The sequence below is a fragment of the Synechococcus sp. L2F genome, from assembly GCF_024345695.1.
Taxonomy (GTDB): Bacteria; Cyanobacteriota; Cyanobacteriia; order PCC-6307; family Cyanobiaceae; genus MW101C3.
On the sequence record NZ_JAGQBP010000001.1, the window covers coordinates 477,498 to 490,429 of the forward strand.

The 12,932-nt window shown below is 62.7% G+C and carries 14 protein-coding genes; 5 read left to right on the forward strand and 9 right to left on the reverse strand.

Annotated features, from left to right (window positions below; genetic code table 11):
* Positions 1-350: 350 nt before the first annotated feature.
* Complete coding sequence (locus KBZ19_RS02375) at positions 351-1,202, reverse strand: dienelactone hydrolase family protein (protein WP_255099628.1); 852 nt, start codon at positions 1,200-1,202, stop codon at positions 351-353.
* A 208-nt stretch (positions 1,203-1,410) separates the two neighbouring features.
* On the opposite strand from KBZ19_RS02375, the gene KBZ19_RS02380 reads away from it, so the two are divergent.
* From KBZ19_RS02380 to KBZ19_RS02395, 4 genes are all read left to right on the forward strand, one after another.
* The gene (locus tag KBZ19_RS02380; protein WP_255099629.1) at positions 1,411-1,686 is read left to right on the forward strand and encodes a hypothetical protein; all 276 of its coding nucleotides are present in this window, start codon (positions 1,411-1,413) and stop codon (positions 1,684-1,686) included.
* A gap of 52 nt (positions 1,687-1,738) precedes the next feature.
* The gene (locus KBZ19_RS02385) at positions 1,739-2,479 is read left to right on the forward strand and encodes a YoaK family protein (protein ID WP_255099630.1); all 741 of its coding nucleotides are present in this window, start codon (positions 1,739-1,741) and stop codon (positions 2,477-2,479) included.
* Between the two features lie 108 nt (positions 2,480-2,587).
* Positions 2,588-3,148, forward strand: coding sequence for a J domain-containing protein (locus tag KBZ19_RS02390; RefSeq protein WP_255099631.1), 561 nt, complete (start codon positions 2,588-2,590; stop codon positions 3,146-3,148).
* A gap of 5 nt (positions 3,149-3,153) precedes the next feature.
* Entirely contained in the window at positions 3,154-4,197 is a 1,044-nt protein-coding gene (locus KBZ19_RS02395) for a hypothetical protein (RefSeq protein ID WP_255099632.1), read from the forward strand.
* Positions 4,198-4,298: 101 nt separating this feature from the next.
* On the opposite strand, the gene KBZ19_RS02400 is transcribed toward KBZ19_RS02395, so the two are convergent.
* The 4 genes from KBZ19_RS02400 to KBZ19_RS02415 form a co-directional block, all read right to left on the reverse strand.
* Positions 4,299-5,000 carry an SDR family oxidoreductase gene (locus KBZ19_RS02400; protein WP_255099633.1) on the reverse strand — a complete coding sequence of 234 codons (702 nt, stop codon included), beginning with the start codon at positions 4,998-5,000 and terminating at the stop codon, positions 4,299-4,301.
* A gap of 32 nt (positions 5,001-5,032) precedes the next feature.
* Complete coding sequence (locus tag KBZ19_RS02405) at positions 5,033-5,698, reverse strand: SAM-dependent methyltransferase (protein WP_255099634.1); 666 nt, start codon at positions 5,696-5,698, stop codon at positions 5,033-5,035.
* A gap of 269 nt (positions 5,699-5,967) precedes the next feature.
* Complete coding sequence (locus KBZ19_RS02410) at positions 5,968-7,089, reverse strand: MBL fold metallo-hydrolase (RefSeq protein ID WP_255099635.1); 1,122 nt, start codon at positions 7,087-7,089, stop codon at positions 5,968-5,970.
* Between the two features lie 148 nt (positions 7,090-7,237).
* Positions 7,238-7,816, reverse strand: a complete 579-nt coding sequence (locus KBZ19_RS02415; protein ID WP_255099636.1) for a class I SAM-dependent methyltransferase — start codon at positions 7,814-7,816, stop codon at positions 7,238-7,240.
* Positions 7,817-8,210: 394 nt separating this feature from the next.
* On the opposite strand from KBZ19_RS02415, the gene KBZ19_RS02420 reads away from it, so the two are divergent.
* Positions 8,211-9,587: a hypothetical protein gene (locus tag KBZ19_RS02420; RefSeq protein WP_255099637.1), complete on the forward strand. Its 1,377-nt coding sequence runs from the start codon at positions 8,211-8,213 to the stop codon at positions 9,585-9,587.
* Positions 9,588-9,599: 12 nt separating this feature from the next.
* On the opposite strand, the gene KBZ19_RS02425 is transcribed toward KBZ19_RS02420, so the two are convergent.
* The 4 genes from KBZ19_RS02425 to KBZ19_RS02440 form a co-directional block, all read right to left on the reverse strand.
* Positions 9,600-11,015: an alpha/beta fold hydrolase gene (locus tag KBZ19_RS02425; protein ID WP_255099638.1), complete on the reverse strand. Its 1,416-nt coding sequence runs from the start codon at positions 11,013-11,015 to the stop codon at positions 9,600-9,602.
* A 236-nt stretch (positions 11,016-11,251) separates the two neighbouring features.
* Positions 11,252-11,743, reverse strand: coding sequence for a hypothetical protein (locus tag KBZ19_RS02430; protein WP_255099639.1), 492 nt, complete (start codon positions 11,741-11,743; stop codon positions 11,252-11,254).
* A 418-nt stretch (positions 11,744-12,161) separates the two neighbouring features.
* Positions 12,162-12,470 (reverse strand): addiction module antidote protein, encoded by a 309-nt coding sequence (locus tag KBZ19_RS02435; RefSeq protein WP_255099640.1) that lies wholly within the window; start codon positions 12,468-12,470, stop codon positions 12,162-12,164.
* Positions 12,470-12,772 carry a type II toxin-antitoxin system RelE/ParE family toxin gene (locus KBZ19_RS02440; protein WP_255099641.1) on the reverse strand — a complete coding sequence of 101 codons (303 nt, stop codon included), beginning with the start codon at positions 12,770-12,772 and terminating at the stop codon, positions 12,470-12,472. The genes KBZ19_RS02435 and KBZ19_RS02440 overlap by 1 nt, the downstream gene beginning before the upstream one ends.
* Between the last annotated feature and the right edge of the window lie 160 nt (positions 12,773-12,932).

A 12,932-nucleotide genomic window follows, 5' to 3' on the forward strand; every position in this document is an offset into this window, starting at 1 on the left:
GGCCTGCCTTGATCCGTCTACCTGGAAAGTCGGGATCTCTCCATACGCCGTAATCACAATCAACATCCAGCTTGATGAGCAGCGCAGGGCACTGCCGCACCAACTGAGCAATCAACTCACCTGCAATGACAAGCGTATGAGGAGCCGTGTCCCTGCCACGGAAACGCCAGGGCAGGGCATTTAGCATTGGCGCAAGCTAAAGAGCGGCCTGTCCATCCTTGTGAGTGTTCAGGAGAGGTGGAGCAGTCATTGGGGTCAGGCTTGGGTGGTAGCTCAGATGAGCGGCATCGATCCCAGTGCCTTCCTCTTCCACTGACGAACCAACCCAGCAGCACCCTCTCCGCTGTCCATCAGGCCACACCGTTGGCCTTGAACCAGCTCAGCAGCCGCTTCCAGCCATCCGCTGCGTCTGCCGCTCGGTAAGTGGGGCGGAAATCGGCATGGAAGCCATGGGGAGCGTCGGGAAACACCACGATCTCGCTGCGGCTGCCGGCAGCCTTGAGGGCGGCTTGCATGCGCTCCACCGACTCGAGCGGGATGCCGTCATCCTTGCCGCCGTACAGACCCAGCACCGGCGGCTTGAGCTTGGCCGCCACATCCAGGGGGTAGAAGGGCTGCTCCGGCGTGCGGGTTCCCTCCAGGCGGCCATACCAGGCCACGCCAGCGGCGAGCTTCGGGTTGTGGGCGGCGTAGAGCCAGGTGATGCGGCCACCCCAACAGAAGCCGGTGATGCCGAGCTTGCTGATGTTGCCGCCGCCGCTGCTGGCTGCCCAGGCCACGCTGGCATCGAGGTCGGCCATCACCTGGGCATCCGGCACGGTGGCCACCACCGGCAGGATCGCGGCGATATCCGGCAGCTTGGTGACATCCCCCTGGCGCTCGAACAGGCTGGGGGCAATGGCCAGATAGCCCAGACGCGCCAGGCGGCGGCACACGTCCTGGATATAGGCATGCACCCCGAAAATCTCCTGCACCACCAGCACCACCGGCAGATTCGTGCCTGCGGCTGGCCGGGCCCGGTAGGCCGGGATGGAGCGGCCCTGCACCGGAATCGACACGAAGCCGGCGGTGAGGCCCTCTGCAGCTGTGGTGATCGTGGACGCCGCGATCGGCCGCACCGCTACCGCGAAGCCAGCCGCCAGGGTACCGAGCAGCAGATCACGGCGGCGCAGGCCCTGCGGGCCGGCTGAATCCGAAGGCATCGAGGGCATGGCGTTGTAGGTGTGGCACGGATGTGTTCATTCTGCTGCGTTCTGCTGATTACGGCTGCAACGAATAAAACCAGACGCAACGTTGCAGGTGGTGCGCCGCTGTGATCGTGGCTAGAGGTGGGTGGTGCCGATGCACAAAACACATAGGAGAACAGACATGAAAAGATTCATCGCCTCATTGATTTCGGCTGTGATTCTGATGACAACCCTGCTGTTCCAGTCACCCGCTATGGCCCTGGCGTCGTCATCCTCACCGGTCTCAGGTGAGCGTGGCGTAGCAACGAGCCAGGTGGAGACCGTCTCTCAGCAGGGCGACGACAAGGCCCAGGACACGATCGGCTCCATCACTGGAGAAGGGGGCCAGAAGGGGAAGCAAAGCGAGGCGAAAGCCAAGGCCGCCGGTAAGACCGTGGACCGCAACACCAAGGAACTCGTTGCCAACGACAACAAGATGGTGAACAAAGCGGTCAACTGACCCACGCCGTTCCGTTCAGCCAGGGAGCCGAGGCCACACGAATCTGTGAGGCATGCCAGTCAACTATGTGCGCGGGCTCACGGCCACGGTTCGCACAAGGCGCAGCAATACCCACCTGGGCATCGGCCTGGCGTTCGTGGCCGGCGCCACCAATGCCGGTGGGTTTCTTGCCGTGCAGCAATACACGTCCCACATGACCGGGATCGTGTCGTCGATGGCGGAGGCGGCCATTGGTGGCGACTGGTTTGTGTTGAGCACAGGCGGCGTCGCCCTGGCTGCGTTCCTCATCGGTGCCGCAACAACAGCCATCCTGGTGAATGCGGCGCGGCAGCACAATCTGCGCAGCGCCTATGCACTGCCGCTGCTGCTGGAGGCGCTGTTGCTGCTGCTGTTCGGCACGATTGGCGCTCGCCTGAATGAGATGCATGAGCTGTTCGTGCCACTCACTGTGGTGTTGCTCTGCTTCATCATGGGCTTGCAGAATGCGGTGATCACCAAGATTTCGCATGCAGAGATCCGCACCACCCATGTCACCGGGCTGGTGACGGATATCGGCATCGAAGTGGGCAAGCTGCTGCTGGTGAATCGGCCCCCACACGCTGTTCAGCCGCCTGTGGTGGTAGACCGTGAGCGCCTGCTGCTGCTGCTGCTCTTCTCCGGCTTCTTCAGCGGAGGCGTGGTGGGCGCGGCCGGCTTTCGTGCCATCGGCTTCGCCGCCACGGTTCCCCTGGCTCTGGTGGTGGTGGCGCTGGCCTTGATCCCGGTGATCGACGACCTGCGCCGCACCGCCTGAGTGACACCACCCCCGTGGGCCGGGCCAACGAAACACGACAGTTTCCTAAGCCACCAGGCAACCCCGGAAGCCACTGGCCAGCATGAAACCCCTTTCCAGCACTGGCCTGTGGCCGCCCGAAGCAAGACGCTGACGCTGGCCGAGGTGAAAGCGTTGATCCAGACGCTCCTGGGCAAGCCGGAGCTGGACGAAGCCGATCTGCTGGCCTTCGCACAGACGGTCAACGGGGGAGCGTTCAAAGATCCGCCGCCACCGAAGCCCAAGCCCCCCACCGCCACCGAGCTCAAGAACAAGGTGCTGGCCCACTTCCACTGCAAGACCGTCACCCAACTGCGCAAGGACAAGAACTTCCAGCTCTCGATGACGGGGGAGGAGGTGGCGCTGAAAACCAAGGACGACTGGCTGGTGCTCTACCGGCGCTTCATCGGCATTCCGGCCAACGAGCGGAACCTGGAGGACGGACCCACCGTGATCAACGGCATCGACGTGCTGCAGCACTTCCGGCCCTGGGTGGTGTTCGGCCTCGACCCGAAGACCGCCAAAGCCGATGAGGTGCGCGAGGCGTTCCGCCGCCTGATCCAGCTGCACCACCCCGACCACGGCGGCGATCCCCGCGTGGCGGAACGCCTGCAGACGATGAAGGACTCGATCCTTGCCCTGATGCCCTAGAAACGATGCGCGACCTGCTGACCGATCGAGAAACGGCGAAGATTCTCGGTAAACGCATCGACAGCCTCTACAAGATCGTGGAGACCTTCGATGCCAACGCCGACGACGAATGGGAGCTGGTGGAGGGCGACCATTTCGAGTACAGCGGTCCTGCGGTGGCCGGAGCCAACGGCAAGCGCCCCCGGCGTTTCAGCGAGGAGGGCGTGGAGGCGCTGGCCCGTTACATCGAAGCCAACGAGAAAACGGGGGTGCTGGGTTGGTTCCGCGAGCGGCTGTTCAAGCTGAAGCAGAAACGCAAACAGCTGCTGGTGTCGCGGCGGATCACCCAGGAGTTCATCGAAGCCGGCGGCACCCTGGAGATCCGTGGCGATCTGGCCTTCGTGAGCCGCAAAACCACCGTAGGCATCCTGCAGACCAACTACCTGGGGCTGAACAACTCCTGGAACCGGCTGCGCACCGCAGGCACGGAGGAGGGCGAGGAAGCCTTAGAGCTCAACAAGGATTTCCTGGAGAGCGAGGAGCGGCAGGTGCTGATCAGTCAGCGGGGCATCGCCCGCGTGGCCCGCGACATGCGGGTCAACAGCCGCATCACCAAAACGCGCCAGGCCTGGATCGAAGCCGTGGGCGAGGTGGTGGAGACCTGCTTCAACTCCGAGATCCGCTACCTCACCGAAGGGGTGGACCGGGCAATCAAGCGCGCCAAGTCGGCCGCCGGCCATCGCTGCGAGATCACCGGCAAGAAGGCGGCGGTGCACAAGAAGATCGACCTAGACGGGCACCATCTGTTCGACCGCCGCAGCCGACCTGACCTGGCCGACCTGCCGGAGAACATCCTGGTGCTGGTGCCCGACCTGCACCGGGAATTCCATGGCTGGAAGAGCGGCGCCTGCAGCCCTAAAGACGTGCTGGTGTTCATCGAAGCCGCGCGGGGGGATCTGTTCGATCCGGTGAACTCGCGCGACATGAAACGGCTACGGGCACTGACCCACCGACTGCAGCGGTTTGAGAGTGAGCGGGAGGGGCAGAAGGTGCGGTATCACCGGGGCTAACGTCCGCCATCACTGGCACCTGCCCGTGGCGCAATCCATGCTGGGAGCGAAGCGACCAAGCATAGATCGTGACGCGGATAGGTGTTCAGCGGATCGCATTGTTAGCCTTCTTTTTGGATTAGATTCACATCACCTACTTCGGTCAGCGCGGATAGAGACAGAATCCAGTCAATCGTCTTGCAGAGATCGTCTAAGGGGATAGGCGCCTGCTCTGGAAATCTTCCTTCTTCAATATCCTTCTGTACTTCCAGTGTCGCCACGTTGCCGGGATTAATCACAGTAAATCCGATCTTCTTCCGTCGATAAACAAGACGCAGCGCCTGTACCGCTCCACGAAGACCGAACTTCGACGCCGTGTTGGCCACTTCAGGCGTCGCGGAATGATCAAGTCCCGATAAGGCACCAATGAAGATTGCTCTCGGACTCTCGGTCAGAGCCAAGTTCTTCGCAATGCCTCGGGATAGTTCGATTGGGGCAATTAAATTGACACTGAGGACAAGTCGCGTTTCCGCATCAGAACTGTTCTCGAAAGAAAAGGCATCTGCGAAAGCGCCCTCTTCCCACACGCCGCCCAGATAAAGAAATCCATCCAGCGGGCGATCACCGATGGCTTCGCAGACCATGCTGATTCCGTCGTGGGTAGATACATCTGCTTGAATCCACTCTCCAAAAGGAGGCTTCGTGCGAGAAACTCCAACCACTGAGTGGCCTTGTTCAATCAGATGCTGAGTCACTGACGCACCGATTCCACGACTGGCTCCAACAACGAGAAAGAACTTCATTGTCTTTGGGCTAACGCTCATGATCGGCAGCGGGCAGTAGCCCTTTTAACTCATCAATCACCATTGCACCCGTCCGCGGAATCTTGATGGTAGCCATCCGTACGTTGAATCTTCAGCATTTCGCATGCGCCTCGCTGGAACTCGTAGCTCACCCGCTGAATCGTCACTTGGTGACCAGCTGAACGCAGCATCTCGATACTCCCTTCAAGATGGGGCGACATTGCACCACCGAATGCAAGAAGCGGAAACACCCTGACCTCTTTGGCAACTCGGCATAGCTCCAGCAGCGAAGAATGGTGAAACCCTTCATCCAACTGTTGGCTATACAAGAAGAGAAGATGCGAGCAGAGAGCCAAGTCGAATGAAGCGTCAGGAAAAGGAAGAGTTGGCAATTCCGAGTTCAAGTATCGTTCCTCAACTAGGCCAGCTGGATAGTCATCCAAGAAAGCTTGCATTGTGGCCATGCGGGCCTTGCCGAGCTCCTCGACCGATGTGATCACCTCCCAAACGAACTCATTCTGGTTCTGCCTGGTCTGATCAATCACTTGCTCATAGGTTGCTGCAATTCGAGCTTCGATATCTTCCTTGCTGAATGCATAGATAGGATCGCATGAAATAACCTGTGTTCCTCTTTTGGTGGCTTCTGCATTGAAGCTTGCTGGTCCATCTCCACAGCCAAGGATTCGGCCTGCCATATCAGACCCGGCCAGTGAGAACATGGCAGAGTACTCCTTGAACGAACGACCCCAGGGAACAACCTGATCTAGCGTGAACATGACTACTTTGGTGAATGGCTAACTTGTGCTTAGGCGGTTCCGCCCCCCGACGGCAGGCCCTTTCCTGAGAAGGCAACTGAGTTCACTGCAATTCAGTCGCTTAAATCCTTACCCCGCAACAGCACTCTAAGCAGGAACCCCAACGCCAGCCGTGGTTAACGGGTCCGTGAACCACTTGAGTTCACGGCTACAACAGAGCGCCACGCTGTGATTCAAGCGGGATGCTCCAACGGCAACCCCTGCGCCTTCCAGGCCCGCAGGCCGCCGTGCAGGTTGGCCACGCGTGTGAGCCCATTCTTCAGCAGCTGTTGAGTGGCCAGGGCGGAGCGGCTGCCGGAGTGGCAGAGCAGCACCGTGGGGCGATCCGCGGGAATCTCGTCAGCTCGCGTCTGCAAGTCGGGCAGGGGAATCAGCAGGCTGCCTGGGATGCGACCGTCCGGGCCCTGCACCTCCGCTTCGGAACGCACATCCACCAGCGTCAAGGTCTGGCGGTGTTCGGCCACCCAGCCGGCCGTGAGCTCCGGCAGGCCGGCATAGCTGCGCTCAATCGGTGCCCAGTCCTCCGCTTCCTCCAGGCCACCGTCCGCGGGCCTGCCGCAGCGGAGGTTGGCCGGCAGGGCCACGGCGATTCGGTTGGGGTGGGGGAGGTGCAGGTTCTCCATGTAGCCCACGAAGTCACGCTCGTCGGCCTCACCACCGAGCCGGGCGTTGTAGGCCTTCTCCTCGGCCACCGAACTCACCGCCCGGCCGCTGTAATCGTGGGCCGGATAGAGCAGGCAGTGGTCGGGCAGGGAGAGGAGTTGCTCGGTGATCGAGTGGTAGAGGGTGGAGGCATCTCCCTGCTGAAAGTCGCAGCGGCCGCAGCCGCGCACCAGCAGGGCATCGCCGGTGAAGGCCAGGCTGTGGTCATCGAGCACGAAGCTGAGGCAGCCATCGGTGTGGCCGGGGGTGGCGCGCACCTCCAGGTGGCGGCCGCCGAAGCTCACCAAATCACCGTGGCGCAGGGGCAGGGTCACGTTCTCAGCCCCGGCGACGGCGGCCAGGGCGATAGCGCAGCCGGTGGCCCGCTGCAGCCGCCAGCTGCCGGTCACGTGGTCGGCGTGCACGTGGGTGTCGAGGCTGGCGACCAGATCGATCCCCAGTTCGCGGATCAACGAAAGATCGCGGGGGTGCTGCTCATACACCGAATCGATCAGCACCCCCTGCCGGGAGGCCACCTCCGCCAGCAGATAGGTGAAGGTGCCCGTCTCGGCATCAAACAGCTGCCGCAGCAGCAGCGGCGCACCGCCGGCGGCGGCCGCCAGGGGAAAGGAAAGCCCAATCAAGGCGGTCATCGAAGACTGTTGGACCATAAGCACAGAAGCGACAGCAGGGAACTGCTGGTGGGTAGCCGCCTGACGTGCTCCCCAGAAACCGCGCCAGGGTGAAGGAGAAAGAGAGTCTTCAGCGGTACAAGGGGTGGCGCAGGAGCAACCCTGGCGATCAGCTGATGCGGCAGACGTCGTAGTGGTGGTTCTCTCCTTCATCCACAAACTCACCAACAACCTGCAGGCCAGCGGCGGCAAGGGCGCGACGGTACGCCTCATCCCCGAGGGAGACGCAGTGACCGCCCATCATCGTGTCTGTCCAGGCCACCGCCTGCACAGGAGCGGTGAACAGAAAGCGGCCACCAGGCCGCAGAGCAGCAGAGACGCGACGGATCAGTGAGCGCTGCCCATCAGCTGGCAGCAGAAACAACAGGCCAACGGCCACAACTCCGTGGAATGTGTTGTTGAAGAAACTGGAATCTTCCACGGGCTCGCACGCCACCCTCGCCTGGGGAAAGCGCTGCCGAAACGCAGCCACCATGGTGGGAGAGGCATCCACGGCTGACACGTTGCAGCCTTCGGCCAGCAGGGCAGCAGAAATCGGCACGCCACAACCGCAGCCCAGATCAAGAACCGAAGCACCTGCCGGCAAGGCCCGGCACCAGCTGCGCACGGTGGCGGCACCAATCGAGGAGCGCTCGGCCACAAAACGGGCCGCTACGGCTTCCCAGCCATTGGATCGATCAACCTGCACCCACCGCCTCCGCTGACAATGGCCTGGCCCCGTCCATCCTCAGCCAACGGCGATCAGGACGAACGCTGCCCCTACTCCACAACAAACGCACGCTTGGGCTCGGTGAGACTGCGGCTGTCGGGTGTGGCAGGCCTCCCTTCAGGCGCGAACAGCGCCCCATGGCCGACACCCAGGAAGGTGAACACATCGGCGATTGTGATGGTCTTCGCTGTGATTACCCACCAGGTTGTTCCTGCCTGCAGCTGAGCGTGTCGCTGCTGAGAGGGTATGGATGGCCTGCCGACCTTGGGGATTGGGTCCTCGGTAGAGACGGAAGCGAGCAGAGGGCCGGTCCGTTCCTGCTGGCCGCGCTGCCGCTGAGTGCCGTTGGACACATCTCCAGCGGCTCGGTTTGTTGTTCAGCAGCCGCCTAGGATCGGCCTGGCTAGCGATCGACCAGTTCGGGACGGTTGGACGCATGGGCACGACACGACGCGGGCTCGACGTCAGCACCGACGACGAAGGCGCCATCACCGCCATCGACACCTTCACCGACCGCCTCTGCGGTCTTGACCTCGGTGCCGAGAGCGTGCTCGACGCCGCCGCCACGTTCGCCGACGTGGCCAGCCTGCAGCTCGGCGCAGCGATGGTCGGTCTCTACGGCCAGACCACTGAGGCCTCCGCGCTGGCCGCCGGCCACCTCGCTCGGCTGGCAACGCTCGAATCCGCGCTGAACGAACGGGAGGCCGCCACCCTTGCGGCGCTGCGGCGATGGGACAACGGCGATTTCCTGCTCGCGGTCGAGCTGCTTGAGGCGCTGGTCACACGCTGGCCCACCGATCTGCTGGCGGTCAAGGCCCTCGAGTTCCTTTACTACTTGCTCGGCCAGCAGCACATGGGGCCACGGTTCCTCGACCAGATCGAGCGCATCGCCGAACCCAATCGCGACGACCCGGACTTCCTAGCCGTGTGGTCCTTCGCCACCGAACTCGCCGGCAACGCCGAGGCCGCAGCTGAGCTGGCTGAGCAGGCCCTCGCCCTTGACGCTCACACCCCATGGGCTCAACACACGCTCGCCCATGTGTTCATCACCCACGGCGACCCGCCCGGCGCCATCGACCGCCTGGCCGGCTTCCTCCCCGTCTGGCAAACCAGCAGCAGGCTCATCTACTGCCACAACGCCTGGCACCTCGCGGTGGCGCATCTCGACCAGCTCGACCGTGACGGCGCCGACGCCGTGTTCCGCGACCACATCTGGGGCCTCACCCCTGACAGCCCCGGCGAGCAGATCGACGCCATCTCCTACCTGTGGCGCGCCGAGATGGCCGGCGCGGCCGTGCCCGACGCGACCTGGGCCGATGTGGCCGACCACGTGGAGGCCCGCGTTCACGAGTGTGTTTTCCCGTTCCTCAGCGCCCATCACGGCTACGCCCTGGCCCGCGCCGGGCGCGGCGATGCTCTGGCGAGGCTGCGGGAGTCAGTGCAGGCCCGCACCGATCGCGGTGACGGCGAGTCGACGCGGGTCTGGCAACCGGTCGGACAGGCGGTGGTCGAGGCCAGCATTGCCCACGGCGTCGGTGACGACGCCACCACCGCGGCGCTGCTCGATCCCGTGATGCCGGCGGTGACCGCCGTCGGCGGAAGCGACGCCCAGGACGATCTGTTCCGCCTCGCCTACCTCACCGCCCTCGCCGGCGCCCACCGCCACGCTGACGCGCGCCGCTATTGGGAGCTGATGACGGCCTTCAAGACCCCGTCGCCTCTGGATCTCCAGCTCCGGGCGCAGGTCTGATGGGAGCCCCATTCAGGGACGGTGCCCCAACTCCACAACAAACGCAGGCTTCACCTGATCGACACAGCGGCTGTCGGGAGTGGTGGCGGGGCGTGCCAGAAAATCTGCGGCGATCTGGGTGACGCAGGCTGCGGCCGGCGTGCCCCCCGGCGCGAACAACGCCCCATGACCCACACCCGGGAAGGTGACCACAGTGGCGGTGGTGAGATTCTTCGCCACAGCTTCGCCGTAGGGAGCAGGCGTGACGGGGTCGTAGCTGCCGTTGAGCACGAGGGTGGGGATCTGGCGGTTTCTGTAGACGAAGGGCGGCTTCTGCTCCACCTGCAGCACCTCGCAGGCCCGGTTCACAGCTTCGGCTTCGCGGAGGCCGAGGGGAAGCAGCTGTGGATAGGCGGGCGGCAGCACCTGGGCCGGATCCACCTGAATCGATCGCGCCCGCGCGCAAAGAACGGTGTGATACATCTCCTTCGCGCCAGGGGGCTCCAGATCGGAGAGCGCCTCAGCCACCCAGGCGAAGTTGCCCCGGCTGGCCGCCTGAATGAACCGGGGCAAGGAACTGCCGCGGGTGGACTCACCGGAATAGGGGCGCGCCAGATAGGGAACCATGGCCGTCACGAAGGCATTGCCATCGAGCTTGGTGACGAATGGCTGCTTGCTGGAGGGGATGGTCAGCGTGAGGGGCAGAGGCTTGCGGTTGAGCTCATCAACGATGGCGAGAAACGTCTGCTCAAGCTTGGGATAGGCGGCGTTGCAGGCGGGATCCTGGGCGCAGGCCTGGAACACGTTGCGCAGGGCGTAGCTGAACGTGTGGCTGGAGGCCAGATTGAAATCCACATCAGGCCGCACCACGCCATCAAGGATCACGCTGCGGAGCTTGGCCTTGTGCTGATCCGCCTGGGCGATCACATACTGCCCCAGCAAGGTGCCATAGGAAACGCCGTAGTAGTTGAACTGCGGATAGCCCAGCGTCTCCACCACCGCATAGATATCGGCGGCATTTTCGCGGGTGTTGAAGGCACTGGGGTTGATGCCCTGTGCCTTGAGGCGCTGATTGCAGGCCTGGATCCAGCTGGCATCGGTATAGGGGATCTCCCCCTTCGCCACCGCAATGTTGTGCGCATGGTGCTCCGGGCAGAAGAGGAACGGTTTGGCAAACCGCGTGCCACGCTCCTCCACGAAGATCAGATCACGGCCCTTCAACAACGCCGGGAGTTCCGGAAACTTCGGTAGGGCACCATTAACAATGTCGCCAATCGTGGAATCCCCCGGGCCGCCCTGCTCCACCACCAGGGGATCAGCAGCAGGGGCACCGCCGCTGCTGCGGGTGCGAACCACACCGAGCTGGATCGTGCGGCCCTGGGGTTGCGCGTGCTGCTCCGGCACGGTCACGTAGCCACAATCCGAGCGGGGGGCGATCGCGGCAGGCACAGCAAAGGTTGTGCAGTCGACACGGGTCCATGCCGCGCCAAACCGGGCCCGATCGGCAGCCGCATGGCTCACCCCACCACTCCCAGCGGCCACACACGCCACGGCAAGGAGCGTGAAGGGGCCAAACCGAGCCAGCGTCCTCTGCGCCAGGCGAACGGTGCGTGCCGGAAGGCGGGAAGGACGAAGCTGCATCAGGACCAACGTTCTGCTGAATTCAAGCAAAGAACCGTTGTGAGTCAGTAGTTGGTGCTCACTCTCACCATCACTGTGTGCTGCTGAGGATCAAGCACGGCGAGCATGAAGTCGTTCACGTCCGTGTCGAGCGTGTCTCGCACGGTCTTGGGCGCGTGCAGGATGTTGGTGCCTGCGGTTCTGATCTGGTACCACCCGTTGGGCGGATGGGGAGGCATCGTCTGACGGAACTGCGCCAGCAGCTGCTGATCAGTGGAGTTGCCCACGCCCCCCGCCGCTCGGGCCCTACGAATACCGGCGAGGTGCGCCAAGGTCGTCTCAGGAATCGGCAGGGGCTGCCACTGGCTGCTGGCCTTCAGCCGGCGCGTCAACGCTTCGAAGTCGCCCTCGCTGAGCCCAAATACCATCGTGACCTTGAGCCCTTCGCGCCCGAACCAGCCCGCCTCCTCCGGCGAGACCTGAGCCGCCAAGACCCTGGCCGCCGCTGGAATGCCGTACTGGCGGCGAATCACCTGCTCGTCTGTCTCAGGCGCCATGCAGCCCGCAAGGGCGAAAGAGGAGAGCAGCACGGGGAGCAGGAGTGGCCTCATGGGGTCAGATTCTGCTGGGCGGGGGGCTCACGGGTTGCGGGGGTCAGTAGAGCGAAATGTCCACTTCAAGCACGTACCTAGGCGTTCAGTCCAAACTGCGAGGGCGTGATTTGCGTAACACGCTCCACATATACACGCGTGGGTTGATCCTGAAAGAGCTAAAGGAAGACGGGTAGCTGAAAGTCTGCTTTCCTTTATAATCGGAGGCAGTAGCCCTGAATCGAACGCTGCCCATGAGTGGCAGGCAGGAAGTGTATGGAGGCGTGAGCAGAGAGTTTGTGGTGGCCTGTCCACTCGAGGGGTGTGTTCGAAGAGTCGCCTCTCAACTGCCCACCTCTGCGGACTTCCGCTTCTCAAGCAGCATTCATACAACCTCTGCTTCCTGCTTAACACTCGCGCTGAACTTGAGGCCTAAAGCAGCAACCACCTTGAGGATAGTATCAAAACTAGGGCTTCGATCTCCAGAAAGTGCCTTGTACAGACTTTCACGGGAGAGACCAGTCTCTCGCGCAATCTGTGTCATTCCTTTGGCACGAGCAATATCCCCAAGTGCCTTGGCGATGAAGGCAGCATCAGCCTCCGACTCCTCAATGCAAGCCTCAAGATAGGCAGCCATCTCCTCAGGGGTTTCGAGGAACTCTGCAACATCATATGGGGCTGTTGTGGTCTGCATCATTCATCCTCTTTGAAGGTGTGAGCGAGGGCAATAGCTGATTCGATATCCATTGCTTGGGTACTTTTGTCACCACAGGCAAGAAGAATGAGCAAAAACGATCCTTTCTGCTGGTAGTAGATTCTGTAACCAGGGCCATGGTCGATCCGCAACTCCGACACGCCTGCCCCTACAGGCCGGACATCACCAGGATTGCCGCCAATGAGGCGCTCAACCCTGGCCTGAACCTTCGCCTTGGCCCTCAGATCACGAAGACCCCTAAGCCATCGAGCGAACTCCTCTGTACGGCGGACTTCAAGCACTTCGACAGTGTAGCCCCGTGGCTACGGCCCTGCAAGGGCCCGGAACGCCATCCTCGAAACGAAGTCGCGATCCTTCGAACGCTGGCAATCACCTGCCCGCGAGAGATATTGCCTCAAGCATCCCCACATGCTAAATGGACAGGTTGGTTCGGGTCAGGTG